We start from the raw sequence: 22,511 nt of genomic DNA on the forward strand, positions 1-22,511 counted from the left end.
TAACTCCGGCCCCAAAGTCCGTGGATGCCCGGGACAAGCCCGGGCATGACGACGGAGAATTTGGCTCGTTCAGAGCGTCACTCATCCTCGTTACTCACTTCGCCGCCCGCACCTCGACCGTCCCCGTGCCCGTCCGACCGTAGCGCGAGGGATTGTACATGTCCTCGACATAGGCCTGGGGCAGCACGTATTTGCCGGGAGAGACCACGCGCACGATATAAGCGACGGTGAAGACCGACTTGGAGTCCGCGGCGCGATCGACCGCGGCGGTGAAGCGGTCGTCGCGGAACTCGGTGTCCTCAGGCTCCTCGCCGTCCTCGATCCAGTCCAGCGTGCCGCTGTCGCCCGACGACACCAGCCTCGGGTTGTCGATCTCGAGGCCCGCCGGCAGATAGTCGGACACCATGATGTGGCCGTACTCGGGCTTGGCCTCGGTGATCTTCAGCACCACCGCAAAGCGCTGGTTCTGCTTTACCTTGCTGATGTCGGCCGGCTTCCCGTCGAGCGTGAAGTAATTGCGCTCGATCTTGAAACCGTTGGACGCTGCCGGCTCCGGCGTCACCGGCGAGCCCGACACCGAGATCACCGCCTGCACGGGCGCGTCGCCGGTGTTGGTGATCTTCAGCGGCTTGCCCTCCAGCGTCGCAGCCTTGTAGCTGCGGTAGAGCGCGGTCTTGACCGGCTGGCCGTCCACGTCCATGGACAGGTTCTCCTTGGCCAGCGCGCGCGCCGCCAGCACCAGCCACGCATTCTCCTGCGTGGAGGTGTAAGGCGTAAGCCCGCGCGCGGTCTCGACCCGGGACACCGCCTGCGTCAGCGTCGCCTTCGGCGCGTTGCCTTCGCTGGCCAGCGACACCAGAGCCGCGGCATCGCGAAGCTGCGAGCCGTAGTCGGTGCGGCCGAACTCCAGGACCGGCTTTGGCGCGAGGCTGTCGAGCGCGGCACCATAGACCCGCTCGGCGCGGTTGCGGTCGCCGACGAGAGCGAGCGCCGCCGCGAGCTGCGACTTCGCGATCGGGGTCGCGAGGTTGTTCAGCTTGGTGTCGGCGAGATAGCGGAGATCGCCGATCGGCGCCGCGCCGTTGCGGGCGAGCACGTAGAGGCCGTAAGCGAGATCGCGCCCGCCGTCCTTCTCCGGCTCGTTGCCGTTGACGACGGAGTTTCTGACACGGTCGAGCGCGTTCTTGAACAGCACGTCCGGCACCACAAAGCCCTTTTCGCGGGCACGGGTCAGGAAGTCCGTCACGTAGGCATCGAGCCAGGCATCGTCGCCACCGGCCGACCACAGGCCGAACGAGCCGTTCGAACCCTGACGGGCCAACAACCGCTCGATCGCATCGCGGATGCGTTGATCGACTTCGGTGTCCATGGCCAGGTGGGCACCGGCCGCGAGGTCGTTGACATAGAGCAGCGGCATGGCGCGGCTCGTGATCTGCTCCGAGCAGCCATAGGGATAGCGATCGAGCGCTTTGAGGATCGTCGCGGCGTCGAGCGCGGTCGACAGGCTGGCCGAGACCGAGACGGTGCCGGTGCCCGGCACCAGGTCAGAGAACATGTCCGAGGTCAGCGTCAGGCTCTCGCCCTTCGCCAGCGTCCGGATCGAGCGCCGCGCCAGCACCTGCGTCGCCGCCTTGACGTCGAACGCGTAATGGCGCGCCAGCGTCAGGCCGTTCGGCCCCTTGATGTCGACGTCGAGCGTCGCCTGCCCCGCCGCGGTCGCGTCGATCGCGAGCGCGAAGGAGTTGCGCTGCTTGGCGGCGAGCTTGACCGTGGTCGCGGGGTTGCCGGTCATCTTCACCGGGCCACCGGTCTTCACGTTGATGACGTAGTCGCCGGCCTGGCCCTCGACATTGTCGATCTCGAGATTGACCGTGCCGTGATCGCCATTGAGCAGGAAGCGCGGCAGGGTCGTGGTCAGCACCACGGGGTCGCGGATCACGACATCGGTGTTGGCACGGCCAAGCTTGGTCGCGGTCCACGCCACTGCCATCACGCGCGCGGTGCCGGCGAACTCCGGAATGTCGAAGCTGACTTCCGCTGTGCCGTCAGCGCCGACCGTCACGATGCCCGAATAGAGCGCGAGCGGCTTTTGTGTGGGCGGCGAGCCCTGCAGCTCCGCCGCACCGGCGTCACCGCCGGACTTGATCTGGCCGCGCGTGCCCGACATGCCGTCGATCAGCTGCCCATAGAGATCGCGGATCTCGGCGCTCAGACGGCGCTGGCCGAGATAATAATCGTCCGGCGCCGGCGGCTTGTAATTGGTGAGGTTGAGGATGCCGACATCGACCGCAGCGATGACGATCTTGGCGTCCTCGCCCGGATTGAGCCCGTCGAGCTTGACCGGGATCTTCAACGCCGCGTTCGGCCGGATCAGTGCCGGCGGCGACAGCTTCACCTGCAAGGTGCGGGTCTGCTTGTCGATGCCGAACCATTTCAGGCCGATCGCCCGGCCCGGCATGCGCTGGGCCGCCGCGTCGAGCGGACGGCGCAGCGTCGCCACCACGTAAGCGCCCGTGCCCCAGTCCTTGCCGACCGGGAGCTTCACCTGGGCGGTGCCTTCCTTGACGTCGATAGTCTGGGTCGTCAGCAGGCGGTCGCCGAGCACATTTATGGTGAGCTTGCCGGCGCTGCGGACATTGACCGACACGGTCATAGTGTCGCCGGAGGAATATTGCGGCTTGTCGATCGAGGTCTCCAGCAGGTCCGGCGTGTCGGCGCTGCCGTCGGAATACCAGCCGACGTCGAACTGCACCGAAGTCACCGGGCCATCGGCATCGTTCGACTTCACGTCGAGGCGGTAGCGGCCGGGTTGGGGGTTGAACGAAATCCGCGCCGGCTTGTCGGCCGCAATGGTCACGTCACCGTCGGCGACGCGCGAGGTCGACTTGACCGGCTCGTACTCCCAGTAATTGTTCTGGCGATACCATTGGTAGCGCGCCTCCATCTTCAGGAGTTCGTAGCGCAGGCCGTCGCGGTGCAGCTTCTCGCCCTCGGGCGAGACGAACAGAACGTCGAACTCGGCCTTGTCGCCCTCGGCGACGTTCTTGGCGCCGAACAGCGGCTTGACGCCGATCTGCGCCGCACTGGGCGCCACCGGCAGCACGATCTTGCGCTCGACGGCGCGGCCGCCGGTCTCGACCATGCGCACGAAGATCTGCGCCTCCTGCGGACGGGTCGAGGCCGGCTGCTTGTCCAGCGTCACCGGGAAGGTCGCAACGCCGTTGGCGTCGGCCTCGGGCAGATTCTCCAGCGGCGTACGCTCGTTCGAGGTGGTTTCCTCGTCGGCAACGCCGAACTGATAGCCGGCAAAGCCCGGGCGCTCGGCCGCTGGCGCGACCAGCAGGTCGCCTTCGAGCTGCAGGCCCGAGGCCGGCGCGCCATAGAGGAAATGGCCGTCCGCCTTAAGCTCCATTGGAGCGTTAGCTTTGATCAGCTTGTCCTTGGCGGACAAGTCGAATTCGATCCGATCAGGAACGTAGTCCTCGACCATGAAAGTGGTCTCGCCGACCGAGGGGCCCTTCGGATCGGTGAAGGCACGCGCCCGCCACGTCCCGGTCGGCACGGCCGAGTTGAGCGGCACTGACAGCGTACGGCCGCCCGCGCCCTGGTCGGCGAGCACGGCGCGTCGGTATTCGACGCCGTCGGGACGCTCGATCACCATCGTCAGCGGCCCGCCGCTGACGGCATTGCCCTGCCCGTCGCGCAACAGCGCGGTGAGATAGACGGTCTCGCTGGAGCGGTAGACGCCGCGCTCGGCATAGACGAAGGCATCGGCGCCTGCGGGCACCGGGCGGCCGGAGACGCCGCGATCGGACAGATCGAAGGCAGAGGACTTCAGGCTGAGGAAGGCATAATCCGCCTTCTCGCCGGTGACCGTCAGCATCGCCGGCGACAAGCCGCCCTCGCCGCGCGCAAGGCCCGCCTCGAACAGCACATGGCCGCTGTCGTCGGTCTTGCGGGTCGCCAGGATCTCGTTGTTGCGGGCAACCAGCCGCACCTCGGCCTTGCCGACCGGATCGGTCGAGGCCAGCGAGTTGACGAACACGTGGATGCCGTCATTGCCGGAATAGGCGGCGACGCCGAGATCGGAGACGATGAACCATTGCGTGGCGAGCTGATAATCGTCGTCCGAGCTCGGGCCCTTGGCGGCGGCCGTCATCACGTAGACGCCGGGCTGGAGCTCGCCGAGCGCCTGGTCGACCGGGAATGCCGTGGTGACGTCCTGGTTCAGCGTCATCGCGGTGGCGAGCTCGCCGGTCCAGACCTTCACGCCGCGCTCGTCGCCGAGATCGGAGAGCTGGTATTTCGACAGCGTCTTCTGGAAATCGCTGTCGACCACCGTGTTGATCAGATTGCGGTCACCGATCCGGAAGACGTTGATGTTGACCGCGGGCGTGTTGACGCTGACCACAGGAATGCCGCGCTGGCCGGTTCGGGGCAGCACATAGGCCCGGCTGGTGAAGCGCACGAACGGCTTGCGGTCGCGCACATAGACGTTGAACTCGGCCGATTTCGGCAGCCCCTCCTTCACCGTGGACGGCAGGCCGGCGCGCAGATTGATGTTGTAGCGCTCGCCGTGCTTGAGGCCGTCGACGCAGAGCTGCTTGCCTTCGACCGAGAGCGCCGGCTTGTCCTGCCCCGCCAACGCCAGGTACGGCGCGAAGTCGGTGCGCTTGGCCAACTCCTCGGAGAACTGGAAGCAGGCGCGCGGGCTCGCCGAATCCGAGTCCACGGTATAGTCGAGCAGCCGGAAGCCGTGCTCGTCGCGCATCTTCTCATATTGGCCGCGGACGTCGGCGACCTCGCGCATGTCGAGCGACAGCCGCAGCGAATCCAGCGCCGGCCGCCACAGCTTGCGCTCCGACAGCGACTTGCCGAGCACCGCGAGCGCGTCGGCCTCCTCGCCCGGATTGCCGGCGCGCAGATAGGCGATGTAGGCCGCGGTCGAGGCGCGCTCCAGCAGGAAGGTCTGCTCGCTCGAGTTCTTCGGCGATATCTGGAAGATGACCTTGGCGAGCCGCAGCCAATTGCCGGCGTCCTCGGGCGTGGTCGCCGCGATCTGACCGAGGACCGACAGGCCGGTACGATAATCGTTGCGCCGGAAGGCGGCGTCGGCGTCCGTCTTGAGCGTCGCGTTGGTCTTGGCGACGGGCCCCGCCTCGCTCTTGATCTGGGCCTCGAGCTTGATCGCGGAATCGGCGAGGTCGTCCCGCTTGAACGCCTTGTCGGCGGCATGCGCTGCGCCGAGGCCGAGTGCCAGCGTGGCGCAGATTGTGACGGCGCGAACAAGACCGATCATGATGGACTCCCGGAAGTCGCGGACAGCCGCCCGCAGGCAGCATGAAATGCGCGAAAAGGTGACGGACTCAAGGCGATGGAACCAAAGGTGCAAATCGTCGCATTCGCCATGGAAAGGCAAGCCCAGAGGAGACCGATCAAGATACCGCCGCTCACGCCGTCCTGATGGCGCAGCGATACCCGACCCGTCGACCGGCGGCCACATCCCGGAAGCTGGCCAGCGTTCCCGGCGATGTAATCCATCGTCCAGTCCGCTGCCGCTCAACCCGGCACCCTGACATGCCACGGTCTCGCTTTGTCGCGGCTCTGAGCAAAACGGTTCGGTTCAGACTTGGCGAAAGACGATATTTTTCATATTTGGCATGGTAGATGAACAGCCAGCCTCGCCTCTGGGGCGGCTCAAGACGGTCCCGTAGCTCAACTGGATAGAGCATCAGATTTCTACTCTGAGGGTTGCAGGTTCGATTCCTGCCGGGATCGCCAGCCCCATTCTAATCCACCGCCCTTCACGAACGCGTGGGTAACCATACGCCGGCCTTTGATCGGCGCCGATCAGTCCTATGTATGCGCCGGGCGAATTGCGCCCGGTCAAGGACTCCGATGCTTCCAGCCGAATGGACGAGAATGGCTATCGCATCTGCGGTGGCAATCGTCGCGATGTCGTATCTGGCAATTGACGCAGGCGTTGTGAACACCAGCGTGGTCACGAGGCCCATCAAGGTGGCTCAAGCATCGATCATTGGCGCCGCCATGGGCCAGCATCAGCTTTCCTTCGCCGTTCAGGAGTGGGCGCGTCCCAGCCGCGACAACGACGAAAAGCCTGCCCTGGAGCATTGCCTGGCGATCGACTAATCGAGGCGTCCTCTGTCGCGCAAGCGACGATATTCATCCTCCGCCACCTCTCGATTGACGAACCTGCCACCACCGCGCAATGGCCGCGGTGAGATCGTCCCACACCTGCGTCGGCAGGTCGGATACCGCCACGCGGACGCTGTACTGGTCCGTGGTCACGTCGTGAAACCATTCGGTCGCGGCAAAGTCGAAACCGAAGCTGCCGGCATGACGAATCGGGAGGCCCTCGGCACGCAGTTCGTTGCTCATGTCCTCAGCGGCCTGCCGCGCGCTCGCCTCGTCGAGAGGGCGACTGCCTCGCAAGGTGACGTAGAGACCATGGGCGAAATGGAGTTCCGCCGAGAGCGCCGGGAGCCTTGCTGCAAAATAGCGGGCCGTGCTTCGGCCGTTGCGCAGGATCGCCGCGACACGCCGCTTCGTGAGGTCCCGGTAGGCCGCGCTGCCGACAAAGGGCGGGAAATGCGCCGGCAAGGCCGCGCCGCCGAGCAGTCGCACCGCGTTGCGGGTTTCGGCTTCAAGACGTCTCCATTCAGGCCGCCCTGCCCGCTGCCGGTCATCATTCCCCTGCACGAAAACCGCCGAGCCGAGGCGGCCATATTCAGCCCCGAGCGAGTCGAGCTTGTTGTGGCTTCGCACCAGTACCAACGGAATGCCGCAGCGCCGGGCCCAGCTCAGGACACGCCGGATCCGGCCCGAGCTGCCCGCGAAGCATGTCGTATCGAACAGCACGAGATCGAGACCCGAGCCGTCGCTTCGGACCGCCGCCTCGAAAGCACCGGCGAGGGAGCAGGAATCCAGTAACAGAATCTTCGGCGAGTTCGCCGAAACGAACGCATCGCCCAGCGGCAGACTCAAAGCCACGAGCCGCAGATGAGGAACAAGGCCCCGGATCAGCTCCAGCGTCTCGCCATAGGAGCCGGGAAGCACCAACAAATCAGCTTTCTCGACGATTTGCGCGGAGGCGAGCAGCACGGCGGAGATCGCAGCCATGCCTGAGGCCGTATAGACCGCCGCGCTTATGCAGCCGCCATCGAACTCATAGAAGGAAGGACCGCGCACCGTGAAATCGGCACGCTGGTAGTCGTAACGGAACTCGAAGGGCCCGCTGACGGGATCGGCGGCATGCGACCAGGCTGTTTCCGTTGCCTTCCACGCCTGCAGCTCGTGCTCTGCCCTGAGCGCCGCAGTGATCTGGAATTTGGACCCGACGACCTCGTCGACCGATCGCGGAGGCGCCAGATCCAGCGGCTTTGTCAGGCAGTCGTTCAACAGCCTGAGTTCCCTGTGCTTCCGTTCGAGATAGGCCTGAATGGTCTCCATGCGCGTCTTGGGCAGATCCGAGAGGACGTCAACGCGTGGAGATCGCCTTGGGTCCAACGCGCGCCCGCTGCAACGAACGTCGATCATGGCCGTTGAGACGGTGCAAGGAGGACATCATGTCTGAGATCAGAGAGCACATGAAAATCATCGGCAAGGACGGCGCACATGTCGGCACAGTCGACCGCGTCGAGGGCAACCGCATCAAGCTGACGCGGAAGGACAGCCCGGAAGGTCACAAGGACCATCATCATTACATCGACACGAAATATGTCGGCGCCGTCGAAGGCGATGTCGTCAAGCTTTCAATGAATGCCGATGCGGTCCCAAAGACGGAAGCCGCCTGAGCATTGAGCCCCTTCGGAGGCCTTTTGTTTGTTCACGATCCGACTCCGCTTCGTTCCAAAAGCACGAATCGTAATCGCAAAATCGGCGCTGCCGACGTCTTAACGTTGCGTTTCGTCGGATCGGATCGGTCACGTAGCCATGGACACGAGCATCGGTCGCAAGCGGTAGGCGTCGATCGCGGCGTTCGACAACAGCAGCCTGCGCCGCTCCCCTCGCAGCATCAACCTGTCGATCCGGTTCAGGATGAAGCGAGCGGAGTCCTCGCGCTCGCCTGTGAGCAAGCCGGATCGGTCCAGATATTTCCAGGCGATGTCGAAGGACTGTGCGCGTAACTCGGGGTCGGTCATGGACGGCCAACGTCCGCGAGGAACGGAGGTTCCTGTTCGAGCGGGAGCAAGCCGAGCCGCCCCGCGCAACGCCAGGCCTGTCGAGCACGGCACAACAAAATGCGCAGCGGCGCGGAACGAGATCACGACCGGCACGTTGGATGGCATGAAATCAGGTGGTGCCGACCTCCCTGCCCCGGTCGGCTTTGAAGGGCCCCGTGCTTGTCCCCCGAGCACGGGGCTTTCTCATCGAGATCAACCGTCTGACCCGATCTCGGCCCGCATCGTTGACGCGACAATCCCCTGCGAATGCCCTCAGTCCGCCCGCTCATCGCGACGATCGCGGGCCAGTTCGTGCCAGGCCAGGGCCAATTGGATCAGCCGCTGCCGGTCGGCGCCTTCCGATGCCGCGGCCCGCTTCATTGCGGCCTCCGCTTCGTGCTGTGGGTCGTACTTGATACACATGAGACCGAACTCTAGCCGGCCATCTGGACAAGCACATGGCAATTTCGTCCGTATGATTGCGGGGTAACGTCCGCGTCTGCCGGACTGCGGCAATCGCGCCGGCACGATTGCCTCGCTATGCGCATGCGCCGATTGCGAAGCCATTCGGCTGGGCTTCTTCCAGGAGATCTGTGAATTGGGTCACAGTCTGCGACCTGTATCTCGGTTAAACCGTGTTTCGACGCTCCCGGCAGCACGTGGAGGCATCGATGGTATTTCCCGTCATGACGCAAGACGCAGCAACTCCGGCCAACGTCCCGACGCAACGACAAAGGACCGACCTGCTCGGTATCGCCTATCTCGGGACCATCGGCATCGTGATGCTGGCCTGGATCACCGGCCTCGTCTGGGGCGCGATTGCGTTCTTCAACTGGCTGGTGTGACGCCGCGCGATCCGCCGCGTTGGCGCGCAGGGCTCGCACCGCTTTAGAACAGGCAGTGCACCACCTGCCCCAGCTTGATCCCGCCGCAAACGATCATGGCCCAAAGCGCCAAGCTGATCTGGATTGCATCCAGCATGTCCCACGTCCCCGCGAATCGCTTTCCCAACTTTTTTCTTTTGAGAATCGCGTGAAGCGGCGCCGGGAGCCAGTGCTTTTTTCAGGCAGTTGTTGTGCGCCGCCGAACGCCGCCCCGAGATACGCATCCAGACAATCGGTTGACAGCACCAGAATAAAAAGAGGCGGACAATTCGCCCGCCTCTTTCAGCTCAGGATGCGAGCAGTGCCTTAGCGGCACGCCCGCGGATCGGTCGGTACGTACTGCCCGTCCGGATAGCGGTAGTAGCAATTGCCTTGTGACCAGTAGTAGCCCGGCTGGGATGCGGCGGTGGCACCGGCGATGGCTCCGGTCGCGCCGCCGAGAACCGCGCCCGCGGCAGCCCCGGTCGCGTTGCCCGAGATCAGTCCACCCAGCACGCCGCCGACGATGGCGCCGCCAAGCGCGCTCGCGCCGGGATCAGCCGGTGGCGGAGGCGGAGGTGGCGGTGCATAGGCGACCGGAGGCGGCGGCGGGGCATAGGCCACCGGCACGTCGTCGTAATACTCTTCAGAGATGTAGCCGGGCGGACCAGCCATCCGTTGCGGATAATAATACCAGACACCGCCAACGTCCCACCACCAGCCGGAGCGACCGTTGTGGACTTCGTGGCGCCAGCGCCCGCCGTCCCAGGAGCGATTGCCACGATAGGCATGTCCGCCCCAGTCGCGCGTTGGAGCGGGACCGCGGGCCACATAACGTCCCGGCGGCGGACCGCCGGCGCCGTGCGGACCGGGACCCGCATGGGGCTGGTCAGCGGGCCGCGGCGCGGGCCGGGCCGCCTGCTGCGGCGGTCTCTTGCGGATGTTCTGACTGTCCGGAGGCGGTGCCCCTGCGCCCGGGCGGGCCGGAGGGTGGCCGGCGTCCCTCGGTGGCCTGGCGTCCTGGGCCTGCGCCGAAAGCGCGAGCAACGACATGGCCGAAACCAAGGGAATGATGATCTTCATGCGGCTGGACGCACTCATGCGTGCTTGACCCCCTACTTTCTCGATTGCCGTGGTGCCTGGCGCAACAGACGATTCGAATCGCGCTTGGCTTGATGCCGGCTGATATAGCTGCCCCGCTTGGTCGGCTAAGTCGCGTTACAAATGATTAAGATCACGGCATTTTTTCGGCTCGACGGGCCGCGGTGGAGCGCTTCTAGCGGGCCGGCTCGATCACGTTGCAATTGCGTCGCCCGGACATCAGGCAGTCCTGCATCTTGCTGGCCGCGGTCAGGTCCCGCGCGAGCCACCAGCCGACACCGAGGATCAGGATCGCGATGATCAAGCCGGCGACCGCGCCGCGGCGGTTATCACCGGATTGAGGCTTCGGCCGGGATTTCGCCTTCTCGCCCGGTTCGGGCTTGGACTCGAGCTTGGACTCGGGCTTGAACGTGGGCATGGCTACCTACCGCGCGGGCGAGCCGGCTTACCACCTCTGCGACGTCCCGTCACATCCCGATCAGCCCAGATCGTCAGGTTCAGCCCCGGGTCGCCCGGATCGCATCCTTGCGCGAGGTTTCGACCGCGGGGATCGCCTGCTGGAGCCGCGGTGCACAGGTGGTGAGCACGAGCGCGGTCTGGGTGCATTCCCAGTCGGCCCCCAGGACGGTACTTTCGATCGGCTGCGGACGGGCGAGCAGCAGCACCGTGCCGGCCATTGCTGCCACCGCGACGGCGATTGCGAGCGCCTTCAGGCTCAGTCTGGAGATCGTCATGCCCGTGCTCCGCGTTTCGTAGCGGGCGAACGCTAGGCGCCGCTCCGCGTGCCCCTTATGAGGGACATCACAATTCGGCAGTTTTTCGGGGCTACGAGAGATCGTCGGGGGAGCGATTTTTCGTCTACCTGATCGGCTGCGATTATGGGTGGCGTCGCGACGCGCGGCGATGTAAACGCTTCTGCGTCGCGTGGCGCCTGCTATGCCCAGCCGACGTACCAACCGCAGTGATGTAGGATCGGAAGCGAGGAAGACAAGGCTCGTCGATGAGTGGATTTAGGGAACCAGGCTTCTCCGACCGACAAAAGGCGGCACAGGAAGCACGCAAAAACCTTTTGAACAAATTCAAGTCGCAGCCGGGACCGGATGATCCAGCGGTTGTGGCGAAGCGTGCCGAGCGCGAGGCCCTCGCGGCCAAGCGTGCCGAGGCAAAGGCTGCGCGCGAGGCGGAAAAGGCCGAGCAGAAGCGCCTTGCAGAAGAAGTTGCCGCGCTCGAGGCCGCACGGATCGCCCGCGAAGCCGAAGAAGCCCTCGCAAAGGCGGCTGAAGCCGAGGCCGAGCAAAAGGCAAGGCGAGACGCCCGTTACGCCGCGCGCAAGGCGAAGCGCAAGTAACGTCCGCAAGTAACGTTTGAATTTGAGCTGAGACATGATTCCGGGGCGGCCCACGTGACCGCCCCGGAATTTTGCCGTTCCGGTCGTTTCAAGCGCGTGTTTGGCTTTGCGTAAACACCCGTGACGAGGACCGAAGATCAGTGCTTCTTCATCATCCCGTCGTCTTTCTTCATCCCGTCCTTCGACATCGTATCCTTCTTCATGCCGTCGTCCTTGGACATGGTGTCCTTCTTCATGCCGTCCTTGGCCATGGTGTCCTTTTTCATCATGCCGTCATCCTTGCCCATCTTGTCCTGGGCAAAGGCGGCCGGTGCGAGCGCGAGACCGAGCGAGAGGGCGGCAGCGGAGACGCCGAGCACGATGCGGGTACGAATGGTCATGAGCGAAATTCCCTTCAGGATGGAGTTTGTCAGCGACGGACGCCGCTATTCAGTCTCGACGGATTGAAGCCCTGCGTTGTTACGGCCTCGCCGATAAATTTCTGGAGGCGCCGCCGTTCATCGCAATCACGTCCGCGCGAGCCGCACTGATTGCGAACGGCCCAAGTGCTGCAGCGCAGCACGACCACCCCTTGCCCCGGCAATCGGTCTCGAACTATCAGATGAGAGAATATCGGGTGAAAGACCGGCTAGGATGGGCCTACGCACCGGTTACATGACCTGCCCACATCACGCCAACAAGAACCGTTCGAAGAAACGCTCAAGGGGATTACACCATGCTCACGCGCCGCCATCTGCTCGCGACCGCCGTCGCTGCACCCGCCATCCTCCGCTTCGGCACCGGCACCGCGCATGCCGCGACCACGCTGAAGATCTCGCATCAATTCCCGGGCGGCACGATAGACAAGGGTGATTTCCGGGACCGGCTCTGCCGCATGTTCGCTGCCGAGGTCGCCAAGCGCAGCAACGGCGACATCGCCGCCGAGATCTATCCGAACTCTTCGCTGATCAAGACCAACGCGCAGTTCTCCGCGATGCGCAAGGGCGCGCTCGACATCAGCCTCTATCCGATGCCCTACGCCGGCGGCGAGCTGCCGGAGACCAATATCGGTCTGATGCCCGGCCTCGTGACCACCTACGACCAGGGCCTGCGCTGGAAAAAGGAGCCGGTCGGCAAGGCGCTGACCGACTTCCTCGCCGACAAGGGCATCATCCTGCTCACCTGGGTTTGGCAGGCCGGCGGCGTCGCCAGCCGCTCCAGGCCGATCGTCGCGCCGGAAGACGCCAAAGGCCTCAAGGTTCGCGGCGGCTCGCGCGAGATGGACATGGTGCTGCAGACCGCCGGCGCATCGGTGCTGTCGGTGCCCTCGAACGAGATCTATGCGGCAATGCAGACCGGCGCCTGCGATGCCGGCATCACCTCCTCCACCAGCCTGATCTCCTTCCGACTGGAAGAGGTCGCGAAGTCGCTGACGTCGGGTGCCGGCGCATCCTACTGGTTCATGCTCGAGCCGCTGATGATGTCGAAGGCGATCTTCGACAAGCTGCCCAAGAACCAACAGGACATCCTGCTCGCGGTCGGCACCGAGCTCGAAGCCTTCGGCCGCAAGGGAGCGCAGGACGACGACGTCGAGGTTGCCAAGGTCTACGAGAAGGCCGGCGCCAAGGTCTCGGCGCTGGATGCCGCGACCGTCGGCAAGTGGCGCGACATCGCCCGCGACACCGCCTGGAAGGATTACGGCGCCAAGACCGCGACCTCGGCGAACCTGCTCAAGCTCGCCACCGACGTCGCTGCATGAGCCACGGTCCGCTTCCGGATCGCGACCACCATGCCAACGCTGCCGCAAGCTCAGGCCTTGCGGCGGCGCTCGATCGCGGTCTCGCCATCCTCAACAACATCATCGTCGTGTTCGCCGCGATCGCGCTGGTCGCGGCCTGCGCCATTCTCAGCTACAGCGTGCTCAGCCGTGCCTTGTTCAAGGCCGCCAATTACTGGCAGGACGAGGCCGCGGTGTTCCTGCTGGTCGGAGCGACCTTCATGACAGCTGCCTACGTACAGCAGAACCGCGGTCACATCGGCATCGAGGCCTTCGTCGGCCTCTTGTCGCCGCTGGCGAACAAGATCCGGCTCTGGCTGGTCGATGCTGTCACGTTCCTGTTCTGCGCCTTCTTCACCTGGAAGTCCTGGACGCTGGCCCATGAGGCCTATGTCGACGGCCAGGTCTCGAACTCGATGTGGTCGCCGCCGCTCGCCATTCCCTATTCGCTGATGGCGCTCGGCATGAGTCTGCTCTGCATCCAGATCCTCGTGCAGCTTGCGCTGCCCTTCACCGGAGCCAAGCGTTCATGAGCGTATTCGGTATCGGCGTTGCCTACGGCGTTGCGACGCTGCTCGCGATGTTCTCGGGCATGCCGATCGCGTTCGCGCTCGGTGCGGTCGCGATCGTGTTCATGGGCATCTACATGCCCACAGCGTCCCTCGATACGGTGACGCAGAACGTCTACGAGGAGATGGCCTCGATCACGCTGTTGTCGATCCCGCTCTTCATCCTGAAGGGCGCAGCGATCGGCAAGTCGCGCGCGGGCCAGGATCTCTATTCGGCTCTGCATGCCTGGCTGCACCGCGTGCCCGGCGGCCTCGGCGTCGCCAACGTGTTTGCCTGCGCGCTGTTCGCGGCGATGGCGGGCTCTTCGCCCGCGACCTGCTCGGCGATCGGCTCGGCCGGCATCCCCGAGATGCGCAAGCGCGGCTATTCCGGCGGCTTCGCGGCCGGCATCATCGCGGCCGGCGGCACGCTCGGCATCCTGCTGCCGCCCTCGATCACCATGATCCTGTTCGCAGTCGCTGCGGAAAAGTCGCTCGGCCGGCTGTTCCTCGCCGGCATCGGTCCCGGGCTGCTGCTGGTCACGCTATTCGGCGCCTACGCGGTGTTCCGCTTCCGCCGGGAATATGCCGCAGCTGAAGCGGTCTACAAGAACGGCGGACCGGAGCATGCGATCCTCGCCCGCGACGAATACACGCTCGCCGAACGCTTCAGCGTGCTGCCGCGGGTAATCCCGTTCGTGCTGCTGCTCACCGGCGTCATGATCGCGCTCTATGGCGGCTATGCCACGCCGTCTGAGACCGCCGGCCTCGGCGGCCTGCTTGCACTGGCGCTGATCGCTGCGATCTACAGCGTGTGGCGGCCGAGCGACCTCGCGCCGATCATGAAGTCGACGATCCGGGAATCGACCATGCTGATGATGATCATCGGCATGTCGCTGCTCTATTCCTACGTGATGAGCTATCTGCACATCTCGCAGTCGGTCGCCGAATCCATCGTCGCGATGCACCTGCCGCGCTGGGAGCTGCTGTTCGCGATCCTCGTCATGGTGGTCGTGCTCGGCTTCTTCCTGCCGCCGGTCTCGATCATCCTGATGACGGCGCCGATCATCCTGCCTCCGTTACGTGCCGCCAATTTCGACATCATCTGGTTCGGCGTGGTCATGACCATCGTGATGGAGATGGGACTGATCCATCCCCCGGTCGGCCTCAACATCTTCGTCATCCGCAACGTCGCACCGGACATTCCCCTGCGCGAGGTGATCTGGGGCACGCTCCCGTTCGTGCTGCTGATGATGCTCGCGGTGCTGCTGCTGTGTTTCGTGCCGGAGATCTCGACCGGGCTGCCCGATCTGGTGATGGGGCCAGACGGGAGCAGGTGACGGTGCAATGACGGAGAGTTAGGAAACAGCCCGCTTCTTCTTCGCATTCAGCGCGGACGCCACCCGGCTCACGGGCGCCTTGCCCAGCACACCGCTCATCCCGTTCGTGGCCGCAAGCAGCTTCTCCATGTCGACCCCGGTCCTGACGCCCATGCCTTCGAGCATGTAGACGACATCCTCGGTCGCGACATTGCCGGTCGCGCCGGGGGCGTAGGGACAGCCGCCGAGGCCGCCGGCGGCGGCATCGATGACGCTCACGCCCTCCTCCAGGCCGGCATAGAGGTTGGCCAGCGCCTGCCCGTAGGTGTCGTGGAAATGCATTGCGAGCCTGGCTGCGGGTACGTTGGCGGCAACCGCGCGCAGCATCTCCTTGGCCTTGGTTGGCGTGCCGACGCCGATGGTGTCGCCGAGCGAAACCTCGTAGCAGCCGAGATCCCACAGCGTATTGGCGAGATCGGCGACGGCCTTCGGCTTGATCTCGCCGTCGAACGGGCAGCCCAGCACGCAGGAGATATAGCCGCGCACCGGCACGCCGTCCGCCTTGGCACGTGCCAGCACCGGCTTGAACCGGTCGATGGATTCCGCGACCGTGCAGTTGATGTTGGCGCGCGAAAACCCCTCGGAGGCCGCGGCGAACACCGAGACAACTTTCGCGCCAGCGGCGCGCGCGGCATCATAGCCCTTCTCGTTCGGCACCAGCACGTGGAACTCGGCGCCCGTCAAATGGGCGACGCCGCGCAGCACGGCATCCGAGCTCGCCATTTGCGGGATCGCCTTGGGCGAGACGAAGGCGCCGACCTCGACGGTCGTCAGGCCGGCTGCGACCAGCGCCTCGACAAAGTCGATGCGGGCCTCGACGCTGACCGGAATCTTCTCGTTCTGGAGCCCGTCGCGCGGCCCCATTTCGATGATGCGAACCTCGTCGTTCATCTCACTCTCCCCAAGTCATTCTTCCGAAGGCTCGACCACCGCGAGCTCGACGCCCTCCTGCACGATGTCGCCGACCTTGCACTTGATGGACTTGAGCACGCCGGCATAGGGCGCGCGCAACGTCTGCTCCATCTTCATCACTTCCAGCGTCAGGATGGGCGCGCCCTTGTCGAGCTTCGCCCCCTCCTCGGCCAGCACGGCGACGACGGTACCCGGCAGCGGCGCTGCGATCTTGTCCTCGCCGGTCTGCTCTTCGGTCTCGCCGCCGAACGGGTCGACCCAGTGCAGGTCGAAGCGGCCGTTACGCGTGCGCAAGTAAAGCTCGTGGCCGGTGATGACCGCGGCGACCGACGATTTGACGCCGTCAAGCGTCAGGTCGAAGCCGCCGTCCTTGGCTACGGTCGCGAACGCCAATTCGCGCTCGTCGATGACCAGCGTCGACGGTCCGCTGCCGTAGTTCAGCACGACCCTCTGCTCCGGGCCGTGCCCGACGCGAAAGGCAAAGCTGCGCTGCCGACGACCGACCGGCTGCCAGCCGAAGGTCTGCCATGGCGAATTCGCCTCGCTTTGAGCGGCCCGCTGCTCGTCGTTGATGACAGCAGCCACCGCCGCGCAGAGCTCGAGCTCACCGGGCACCGGCGCCGCCTGTGTCAGCACGGCCAGTTCGCGCTCGATGAAACCGGTGTCGATCGCATTGGTCCGCACCTTCGGATGCGTCATCAGCGCCGACAGGAACGGGATGTTGGTGACGATGCCGCGAACGTCGGACTCTTCCAGCCCCCGGTTCAACCGTTCGATCGCGACATCCCGCGTCGGCGCCCACGCGATCATCTTTGCGAGCATGGCGTCGTAATAGGGCGAGACACTATCACCCTCGCGATAGCCGGCATCGATGCGCAAGCCCCCGCCTTCCGCCGGCAAGCGCCAGGTCGAAATCCTGCCGACCGACGGCATGAAATTCTTGGTCGGGTTCTCGGCATAGACGCGCGCCTCGACGGCGTGGCCGTTGAGCCGGATCTCGTCCTGCTTCAGCGGCAGCGCCTCGCCGAAAGCGACGCGCAATTGCCATTCGACCAGATCGATCCCCGTGATCAACTCGGTCACGGGGTGTTCGACCTGGAGACGGGTGTTCATCTCGATGAAGAACACGTCCTTGCCGTCGGAGACGAACTCGATGGTACCGGCGCCGACATAATTCACGGCGCCCGCCGCCTTTCGCGCGGCGGCGCAGACCGTCTCGCGCTGGGCAGCGTTGAGCGTCGGCGACGGCGCCTCCTCGATCACCTTCTGATGGCGCCGCTGCAACGTGCATTCGCGCTCGAACAGCGACAGCAGATTGCCCTGGCTGTCGCCGACGATCTGCACCTCGATATGGCGGGGATTGTCGACATATTTTTCGATCAGCATGCGATCGTCGCCGAACGCGGCCTTGGCCTCGCGCTTGGCGCTGACGATCGCTGGCGCAAGCTCGTCGGCCGAGCGCACGATGCGCATGCCGCGGCCGCCGCCGCCGGCGGAGGCCTTCACCAGGATGGGGAAGCCGACCTTGTCGGCCGCCTTCGCCAGCGTCGCGTCGTCCTGCGCATCGCCGTGATAGCCGGGTACCAGCGGCACGCCGGCCTTTTCCATCAGCGCTTTCGAGCCGGACTTCGAGCCCATCGCATTCATCATTTCGGCGGTCGGGCCGACAAAGACGAGGCCGGCATCGAAACACGCTTGGGCAAATTCGGCATTTTCGGACAGGAAGCCATAGCCGGGATGCACGGCCTCGGCGCCGGTCTTGCGCGCGGCCTCGATCAGCCGCTCGACATTGAGGTAGCTGTCGCGGGCCCGCGCGGGTCCGAGCAGCACGGCTTCATCCGCGAGCGCGACATGCATCGCGTCGCGATCGGCCTCGGAATAGACCGCGACGGTGCGCAGGCCCATGGCGCGGGCGGTGCGGATGACACGGCACGCGATCTCGCCGCGGTTGGCGATCAGGAGCGTGCGAAAACGCCGGTAGAGCTTTGAGCGGTCCATCGCATCACATCCTGAACAGGCCGAATTTCGTCGGCTCGATCGGCGCATTCGACGCCGCCGAGAGGCCAAGGCCGAGCACGAGGCGCGTGTCGGCGGGGTCGATCACGCCGTCGTCCCACAGCCGCGCGGTGGCGTAATAAGGATGCCCCTGGCTCTCATATTGCGCGCGGATCGGCTCGCGGAATTTGTCTTCGTCTTCCTTCGACCAGTGATCGCCCTTGGCCTCGATATTGTCGCGGCGGACCTGGCTCAGCACCATCGAGGCCTGTTCGCCGCCCATCACCGAGATGCGCGCGTTCGGCCACATCCAGAGAAAGCGCGGCGAATAAGCCCGGCCGCACATGCCGTAATTGCCGGCACCGTAGGAGCCGCCGATCACCACGGTGAATTTAGGCACCGAGGCGGTCGCGACCGCCGTGACCAGCTTGGCGCCGTCGCGCGCAATGCCGCCCGCCTCGTATTTCTTGCCGACCATGAAGCCGGTGATGTTCTGCAGGAACACCAGGGGAATGCCGCGCTGGCAGCACAGCTCGATGAAATGAGCGCCCTTCAGCGAGCTCTCGCTGAACAGGATGCCGTTGTTGGCGATGATACCGACCGGATAGCCCCAGATGTGGGCGAAGCCGCACACCAGAGTCGTGCCGTAAAGCTTTTTGAATTCGTCGAACTCGGAGCCGTCCACGACGCGGGCGATGATGTCGCGCACGTCGAACGGCTTGCGGCCGTCGACCGGCACCACGCCGTAGATCTCCTCCGCCGCGTACAGCGGATCGCGCGGCTTGTGCATGTTGAGGTTCGGCCGCATCGAAGGCTTCAGCGTGCCGACGATGCGCCGGGCGATGCCGATCGCATGGGCATCGTTCTGGGCGTAATGGTCCGTGACGCCCGACTGCCGCGAATGCACGTCGGCGCCGCCGAGCTCTTCCGCGCTGACGACCTCGCCGGTCGCGGCCTTTACCAGCGGCGGGCCGCCGAGGAAGATGGTGCCCTGATTGCGCACGATGATGCTCTCATCCGACATCGCCGGAACATAGGCGCCGCCGGCTGTGCAGGAGCCCATCACGATCGCAACCTGCGGAATGCCCTGAGAGGACATCTGCGCCTGGTTGTAGAAGATGCGGCCGAAATGCCGCTCATCCGGAAAGATCTCGTCCTGCAGCGGCAGGAAGGCGCCGCCGGAATCGACCATGTAGACGCAAGGAAGATTGTTCTGCCGCGCCACGTCCTGCGCGCGCAGATGCTTCTTCACGGTCATGGGGTAATAGGTGCCGCCCTTGATGGTGGCATCGTTGGCGACGATCACGCATTCGCGACCGGCAACGCGCCCTACCCCCGTCACGACGCTGGCCGAATGCACGTCACCACCATAGAGGCCGTAAGCCGCCAGCGGCGACAGCTCCAGGAACGAGGTACCGGGATCGACCAGGAGATCGACCCGCTGGCGCGCCAGCATCTTGCCGCGCGAGGTGTGGCGGTTGCGCGAGACCTCGCCGCCGCCGCCGGCGACTTGGCTGAGCTTTTCGCGCAAGTCCGCGACAAGCGAGCGCATGGCCTCGGAGTTACGCGCAAAGTCTGACGAAGACGGATCGATGCTGGAATGGAGCGGCATGTTGATTCCAATTGGGTGAAGGTTTTAAGCCGTCTCGGACATCAGTTCGCGACCGATCAGCATGCGGCGAACTTCGGACGTCCCCGCGCCGATCTCGTAAAGTTTTGCGTCGCGCCAGAGGCGCCCCACAGGAAATTCGCTGGTGTAGCCGACGCCGCCAAGCGCCTGGATCGCCTCGCCCGCCATCCACGTTGCCTTCTCCGCGGAATAAAGGATCGCAGCCGCCGCGTCCTTGCGCAAGCTGCGGGCGTGGTCGGCGCGGTCGCAGGCGCGGCCTACCGCATAGACGTAAGCGCGCGTGGCCTGCCAGGTCGCGTACATGTCGGCGAGCTTGCCCTGCATCAGCTGGAAATCGCCGATCGGCTGGCCGAACTGCTTGCGCTCGTGCATGTAGGGCACGACCGCGTCCATGCAGGCCGCCATGATGCCGAGCGGGCCGCCCGACAGCACCGTGCGCTCATAGTCGAGGCCGGACATCAGCACCTTGACGCCCTCGCCCACCTTGCCGAGCACGTTCTCCTCCGGCACCTCGCACTCGTCGAAGAACAACGGATAGGTGTTGGAGCCGCGCATGCCGAGCTTGTCGAGATGTTGGCCGTGGGTAAACCCCTTGAAACCCTTCTCGATCAGGAAAGCGGTCATGCCGCGCGGGCCGGCCGCCGGATCGGTCTTGGCGTAGACGACGAGCACGTCGGCATCGCCGCCATTGGTGATCCACATCTTCGAGCCATTGAGCACGTAGCGATCGCCGCGCTTGTCGGCGCGCAGCTTCATCGAGACAACGTCGGAGCCGGCACCCGGCTCCGACATCGCGAGTGCGCCGACATAATCGCCGGAGATCAGCTTCGGCAGATAGCGCTGGCGCTGCGCGTCGTTGCCGTTGCGGCGGATCTGGTTGACGCAGAGGTTTGAATGAGCGCCGTAGGACAGGCCGACGGCCGCAGAGCCGCGCGAAACCTCCTCCATGGCGACGATGTGGGCGAGATAGCCCATGTTCGAGCCGCCATATTGCTCCGGCGCGGTCATGCCGAGCAGGCCGAGATCGCCGAGGCGCTTCCATAGGTCCGCGGGGAACAGATTGGCCTTTTCGATCTCGGCCGCCCGCGGCGTGATCTCCGCCTCCACGAAGGCGCGCAGCGTGTCGCGCAGCAGGCTGATGTCTTCGCCCAGATCGAAATCGATGCTCGGGATGTTCAAGGCGATTCCTCCGTATTTTGTGGACCGAACCTAGCGGGGTCAGGGCCCTCTTGCGGTCGAAAAGGTTGCATTTTCCGCCAAACTTGGCGAGGATTTTCCCGAGGGAGTTCCCAAAGGTTCGTAATGCCTTTTCAAGCCGCAACCGCAATCCCGCGCCGCGCCGTCACCCCCGCCGCCTTCGTCCGGGGCGTGGTTGCCGCCTATGCGCGATACGGACGGGATCCGGCCGAGGCATTGCAGCGGGGGCAGGTCGGGCCAGACCTTGTCAGTTCTCGGGACGGGCGGGTCACGGCAGCCCAGTTCGAGGCCCTGGCGGGCCATGCCATGCGCGAACTGGACGACGAGGCGCTCGGCTGGTTCTCGCGCCGCCTGCCTTTCGGCACCTACGGCATGCTGTGCCGCGCCTCGATCACGGCACCGACGCTGGAGGTGGCGCTCAAGCGTTGGTGCCGGCATCATCGCCTGCTCACCGAGGACGTGCTGCTCGATCTCGAGGTCGGCGAGGAGACCGCTTTGGTGTCCATCCGGGAGCTGCGCGATCTCGGGCCGCTGCGTGAATTCTGCCTGGTCACCCTGCTCCGTTACGTGCTCGGCTTCTCCTGCTGGGCCGTCGATTCCAGGATCGCTTTGCGCGCCGCGGAGTTTCCTTATCCGGAGCCTCACCACGTCTCGGTCTACCCGACCATCTTTTGTCGTAACATCCGCTTCGACGCGGACCGCGCGGCGATCACCTTCGACAAGCATTATCTCTCGCTGCCGCTGACGCGCAGCGCCGCCGATCTCGACAACATGCTCAAGGGCGCGCTCAGGCTGACCGTGCTGCCCTATCGGCGTGACCGGCTGCTGGTCGAGCGTGTCCGCCGCGTGCTGCGCAGTGCGCGTGGACGCAGCCTCGGTGCCGAGGATGTCGCAAGCGAACTGGCGCTCTCCACCCGTACCATGCATCGGCGCCTGCGCGAGGAAGCCACCTCGCTGCGTGAGCTCAAGGAAGAGACGAAGTTCGAATTGGCAAAACAGGAGCTGATGCGCGGCCGCACGCCAATCAAACGCATCGCGGAGATCTCCGGCTTTCGCAACGAAAAGAGCTTTTCTCGCGCCTTCCGCAGCTGGACCGGCGCGAGCCCGCGCGAATTTCGCGGCCGTTACCGGTGAGGCGCGAGCCAGCGGCACCTTGCGCGTCCATCATGGATGGCGGCCCCGAGATGGATCCCGGAGGCCGCTACGTCCCTGAGCCGGTCCAGATTGCAACGTCAGTTCGAGTTGGTCTGCCCACCCGGTCGGAGCTTGCGCGATTGCGACCGCTTGGGCTGATAGGCCAATGCATCGTTCGAGGTCTTCGCGCCAGCGCTCTGCGAGCAAATGCCGCCGATGCCGCCGGCCGCGGCCCGGCAGGCTTCCATCGTCGGATAGCCGCAGCCGTGAGCGGCCTGGGCACCGTTGGTGATACAGTACTCCTCCGCCTGCGCGGCCGGCGCAGCCATGATGAGGAACGCAGATGCAAACAGCATCGCAGCGGATGCGACAAACGTTTTCGAGATCGATGTCATGGTGTCTTTCCTGCTAAAGGGTCCCGCAAAGGAGGCCTCGGCATGCCAACACGCTGGGGTTCGCACCTCG

20 protein-coding genes and 1 tRNA gene are annotated in these 22,511 nt (G+C 65.0%); 9 read left to right on the forward strand and 12 right to left on the reverse strand.

What is annotated here, in order from left to right; genetic code table 11:
* Positions 1 to 94: 94 nt before the first annotated feature.
* A complete protein-coding gene (locus IVB24_RS22370) occupies positions 95 to 5,299 on the reverse strand; it encodes an alpha-2-macroglobulin (RefSeq protein WP_247768863.1) in 5,205 nt (1,734 codons plus the stop codon).
* A 405-nt stretch (positions 5,300 to 5,704) separates the two neighbouring features.
* On the opposite strand from IVB24_RS22370, the gene IVB24_RS22375 reads away from it, so the two are divergent.
* Both IVB24_RS22375 and IVB24_RS22380 read left to right on the forward strand, forming a co-directional pair.
* A tRNA-Arg gene (locus IVB24_RS22375) sits at positions 5,705 to 5,781 on the forward strand.
* A 141-nt stretch (positions 5,782 to 5,922) separates the two neighbouring features.
* Positions 5,923 to 6,150, forward strand: coding sequence for a hypothetical protein (locus tag IVB24_RS22380; protein WP_247768864.1), 228 nt, complete (start codon positions 5,923 to 5,925; stop codon positions 6,148 to 6,150).
* Positions 6,151 to 6,183: 33 nt separating this feature from the next.
* Here the strand turns inward: IVB24_RS22380 and IVB24_RS22385 are convergent, their stop codons facing one another.
* Positions 6,184 to 7,470: a hypothetical protein gene (locus tag IVB24_RS22385; RefSeq protein ID WP_247768871.1), complete on the reverse strand. Its 1,287-nt coding sequence runs from the start codon at positions 7,468 to 7,470 to the stop codon at positions 6,184 to 6,186.
* Between the two features lie 116 nt (positions 7,471 to 7,586).
* Here IVB24_RS22385 and IVB24_RS22390 point away from each other — a divergent pair, with 116 nt between their 5' ends.
* Positions 7,587 to 7,814 carry a DUF2171 domain-containing protein gene (locus IVB24_RS22390; RefSeq protein ID WP_018323146.1) on the forward strand — a complete coding sequence of 76 codons (228 nt, stop codon included), beginning with the start codon at positions 7,587 to 7,589 and terminating at the stop codon, positions 7,812 to 7,814.
* A gap of 129 nt (positions 7,815 to 7,943) precedes the next feature.
* Here the strand turns inward: IVB24_RS22390 and IVB24_RS22395 are convergent, their stop codons facing one another.
* Entirely contained in the window at positions 7,944 to 8,162 is a 219-nt protein-coding gene (locus IVB24_RS22395) for a hypothetical protein (RefSeq protein ID WP_094974232.1), read from the reverse strand.
* 692 nt (positions 8,163 to 8,854) lie between these two features.
* Between IVB24_RS22395 and IVB24_RS22400 the strand changes: the two genes are divergently transcribed.
* Positions 8,855 to 9,028 (forward strand): hypothetical protein, encoded by a 174-nt coding sequence (locus tag IVB24_RS22400; RefSeq protein WP_247774285.1) that lies wholly within the window; start codon positions 8,855 to 8,857, stop codon positions 9,026 to 9,028.
* A gap of 345 nt (positions 9,029 to 9,373) precedes the next feature.
* Here the strand turns inward: IVB24_RS22400 and IVB24_RS22405 are convergent, their stop codons facing one another.
* The 3 genes from IVB24_RS22405 to IVB24_RS22415 all read right to left on the reverse strand — a co-directional run bounded on the left by IVB24_RS22405 (position 9,374) and on the right by IVB24_RS22415 (position 10,881).
* Positions 9,374 to 10,147: a hypothetical protein gene (locus tag IVB24_RS22405; protein WP_247768873.1), complete on the reverse strand. Its 774-nt coding sequence runs from the start codon at positions 10,145 to 10,147 to the stop codon at positions 9,374 to 9,376.
* A 175-nt stretch (positions 10,148 to 10,322) separates the two neighbouring features.
* Positions 10,323 to 10,565 (reverse strand): hypothetical protein, encoded by a 243-nt coding sequence (locus IVB24_RS22410; protein WP_140479544.1) that lies wholly within the window; start codon positions 10,563 to 10,565, stop codon positions 10,323 to 10,325.
* Between the two features lie 79 nt (positions 10,566 to 10,644).
* Positions 10,645 to 10,881 carry a hypothetical protein gene (locus IVB24_RS22415; protein ID WP_094974236.1) on the reverse strand — a complete coding sequence of 79 codons (237 nt, stop codon included), beginning with the start codon at positions 10,879 to 10,881 and terminating at the stop codon, positions 10,645 to 10,647.
* Positions 10,882 to 11,147: 266 nt separating this feature from the next.
* Between IVB24_RS22415 and IVB24_RS22420 the strand changes: the two genes are divergently transcribed.
* Positions 11,148 to 11,495: a DUF6481 family protein gene (locus tag IVB24_RS22420; RefSeq protein WP_247768875.1), complete on the forward strand. Its 348-nt coding sequence runs from the start codon at positions 11,148 to 11,150 to the stop codon at positions 11,493 to 11,495.
* A 137-nt stretch (positions 11,496 to 11,632) separates the two neighbouring features.
* Here the strand turns inward: IVB24_RS22420 and IVB24_RS22425 are convergent, their stop codons facing one another.
* Positions 11,633 to 11,875, reverse strand: coding sequence for a pentapeptide MXKDX repeat protein (locus IVB24_RS22425; protein WP_094974238.1), 243 nt, complete (start codon positions 11,873 to 11,875; stop codon positions 11,633 to 11,635).
* A 335-nt stretch (positions 11,876 to 12,210) separates the two neighbouring features.
* Between IVB24_RS22425 and dctP the strand changes: the two genes are divergently transcribed.
* From dctP to IVB24_RS22440, 3 genes are read left to right on the forward strand one after another with little or no spacing between them, the layout of a single operon-like run.
* Positions 12,211 to 13,233: a TRAP transporter substrate-binding protein DctP gene (gene dctP / locus IVB24_RS22430; RefSeq protein WP_247768885.1), complete on the forward strand. Its 1,023-nt coding sequence runs from the start codon at positions 12,211 to 12,213 to the stop codon at positions 13,231 to 13,233.
* Positions 13,230 to 13,784, forward strand: coding sequence for a TRAP transporter small permease (locus tag IVB24_RS22435; protein ID WP_247768890.1), 555 nt, complete (start codon positions 13,230 to 13,232; stop codon positions 13,782 to 13,784). The genes dctP and IVB24_RS22435 overlap by 4 nt, the downstream gene beginning before the upstream one ends.
* Positions 13,781 to 15,139: a TRAP transporter large permease gene (locus IVB24_RS22440; RefSeq protein ID WP_247768891.1), complete on the forward strand. Its 1,359-nt coding sequence runs from the start codon at positions 13,781 to 13,783 to the stop codon at positions 15,137 to 15,139. Before IVB24_RS22435 ends, IVB24_RS22440 begins: the two co-directional genes overlap by 4 nt.
* An 18-nt stretch (positions 15,140 to 15,157) precedes the next feature.
* Here IVB24_RS22440 and IVB24_RS22445 read toward each other — a convergent pair whose 3' ends face one another.
* From IVB24_RS22445 to IVB24_RS22460, 4 genes are read right to left on the reverse strand one after another with little or no spacing between them, the layout of a single operon-like run.
* Positions 15,158 to 16,069, reverse strand: coding sequence for a hydroxymethylglutaryl-CoA lyase (locus tag IVB24_RS22445; protein WP_247768892.1), 912 nt, complete (start codon positions 16,067 to 16,069; stop codon positions 15,158 to 15,160).
* A 15-nt stretch (positions 16,070 to 16,084) separates the two neighbouring features.
* Positions 16,085 to 18,088 (reverse strand): acetyl/propionyl/methylcrotonyl-CoA carboxylase subunit alpha, encoded by a 2,004-nt coding sequence (locus tag IVB24_RS22450; protein WP_247768893.1) that lies wholly within the window; start codon positions 18,086 to 18,088, stop codon positions 16,085 to 16,087.
* A gap of 4 nt (positions 18,089 to 18,092) precedes the next feature.
* A complete protein-coding gene (locus tag IVB24_RS22455) occupies positions 18,093 to 19,697 on the reverse strand; it encodes a carboxyl transferase domain-containing protein (RefSeq protein ID WP_094974244.1) in 1,605 nt (534 codons plus the stop codon).
* A gap of 24 nt (positions 19,698 to 19,721) precedes the next feature.
* The gene (locus tag IVB24_RS22460; protein ID WP_162308535.1) at positions 19,722 to 20,894 is read right to left on the reverse strand and encodes an isovaleryl-CoA dehydrogenase; all 1,173 of its coding nucleotides are present in this window, start codon (positions 20,892 to 20,894) and stop codon (positions 19,722 to 19,724) included.
* A 123-nt stretch (positions 20,895 to 21,017) separates the two neighbouring features.
* Here IVB24_RS22460 and IVB24_RS22465 point away from each other — a divergent pair, with 123 nt between their 5' ends.
* Positions 21,018 to 22,046 (forward strand): AraC family transcriptional regulator, encoded by a 1,029-nt coding sequence (locus tag IVB24_RS22465; RefSeq protein WP_247768894.1) that lies wholly within the window; start codon positions 21,018 to 21,020, stop codon positions 22,044 to 22,046.
* 98 nt (positions 22,047 to 22,144) lie between these two features.
* Here the strand turns inward: IVB24_RS22465 and IVB24_RS22470 are convergent, their stop codons facing one another.
* The gene (locus IVB24_RS22470) at positions 22,145 to 22,441 is read right to left on the reverse strand and encodes a DUF3551 domain-containing protein (protein ID WP_094974246.1); all 297 of its coding nucleotides are present in this window, start codon (positions 22,439 to 22,441) and stop codon (positions 22,145 to 22,147) included.
* Positions 22,442 to 22,511: the final 70 nt, after the last annotated feature.

The organism is Bradyrhizobium sp. 192, assembly GCF_023100965.1.
GTDB lineage: Bacteria > Pseudomonadota > Alphaproteobacteria > Rhizobiales > Xanthobacteraceae > Bradyrhizobium > Bradyrhizobium symbiodeficiens.

Bases quoted from the DNA above. Each gene is read 5' to 3' on its own strand.
- IVB24_RS22450 (WP_247768893.1), bottom strand. From the start codon at position 18,088: ATGGACCGCTCAAAGCTCTACCGGCGTTTTCGCACGCTCCTGATCGCC.
- IVB24_RS22410 (WP_140479544.1), bottom strand. From the start codon at position 10,565: ATGCCCACGTTCAAGCCCGAGTCCAAGCTCGAGTCCAAGCCCGAACCG.
- IVB24_RS22420 (WP_247768875.1), top strand. From the start codon at position 11,148: ATGAGTGGATTTAGGGAACCAGGCTTCTCCGACCGACAAAAGGCGGCA.
- IVB24_RS22400 (WP_247774285.1), top strand. From the start codon at position 8,855: ATGGTATTTCCCGTCATGACGCAAGACGCAGCAACTCCGGCCAACGTC.
- IVB24_RS22370 (WP_247768863.1), bottom strand. From the start codon at position 5,299: ATGATCGGTCTTGTTCGCGCCGTCACAATCTGCGCCACGCTGGCACTC.
- IVB24_RS22390 (WP_018323146.1), top strand. From the start codon at position 7,587: ATGTCTGAGATCAGAGAGCACATGAAAATCATCGGCAAGGACGGCGCA.
- IVB24_RS22405 (WP_247768873.1), bottom strand. From the start codon at position 10,147: ATGAGTGCGTCCAGCCGCATGAAGATCATCATTCCCTTGGTTTCGGCC.
- IVB24_RS22415 (WP_094974236.1), bottom strand. From the start codon at position 10,881: ATGACGATCTCCAGACTGAGCCTGAAGGCGCTCGCAATCGCCGTCGCG.
- IVB24_RS22445 (WP_247768892.1), bottom strand. From the start codon at position 16,069: ATGAACGACGAGGTTCGCATCATCGAAATGGGGCCGCGCGACGGGCTC.
- IVB24_RS22455 (WP_094974244.1), bottom strand. From the start codon at position 19,697: ATGCCGCTCCATTCCAGCATCGATCCGTCTTCGTCAGACTTTGCGCGT.
- dctP (WP_247768885.1), top strand. From the start codon at position 12,211: ATGCTCACGCGCCGCCATCTGCTCGCGACCGCCGTCGCTGCACCCGCC.
- IVB24_RS22385 (WP_247768871.1), bottom strand. From the start codon at position 7,470: ATGGAGACCATTCAGGCCTATCTCGAACGGAAGCACAGGGAACTCAGG.
- IVB24_RS22465 (WP_247768894.1), top strand. From the start codon at position 21,018: ATGCCTTTTCAAGCCGCAACCGCAATCCCGCGCCGCGCCGTCACCCCC.
- IVB24_RS22435 (WP_247768890.1), top strand. From the start codon at position 13,230: ATGAGCCACGGTCCGCTTCCGGATCGCGACCACCATGCCAACGCTGCC.
- IVB24_RS22425 (WP_094974238.1), bottom strand. From the start codon at position 11,875: ATGACCATTCGTACCCGCATCGTGCTCGGCGTCTCCGCTGCCGCCCTC.
- IVB24_RS22380 (WP_247768864.1), top strand. From the start codon at position 5,923: ATGGCTATCGCATCTGCGGTGGCAATCGTCGCGATGTCGTATCTGGCA.
- IVB24_RS22470 (WP_094974246.1), bottom strand. From the start codon at position 22,441: ATGACATCGATCTCGAAAACGTTTGTCGCATCCGCTGCGATGCTGTTT.
- IVB24_RS22440 (WP_247768891.1), top strand. From the start codon at position 13,781: ATGAGCGTATTCGGTATCGGCGTTGCCTACGGCGTTGCGACGCTGCTC.
- IVB24_RS22395 (WP_094974232.1), bottom strand. From the start codon at position 8,162: ATGACCGACCCCGAGTTACGCGCACAGTCCTTCGACATCGCCTGGAAA.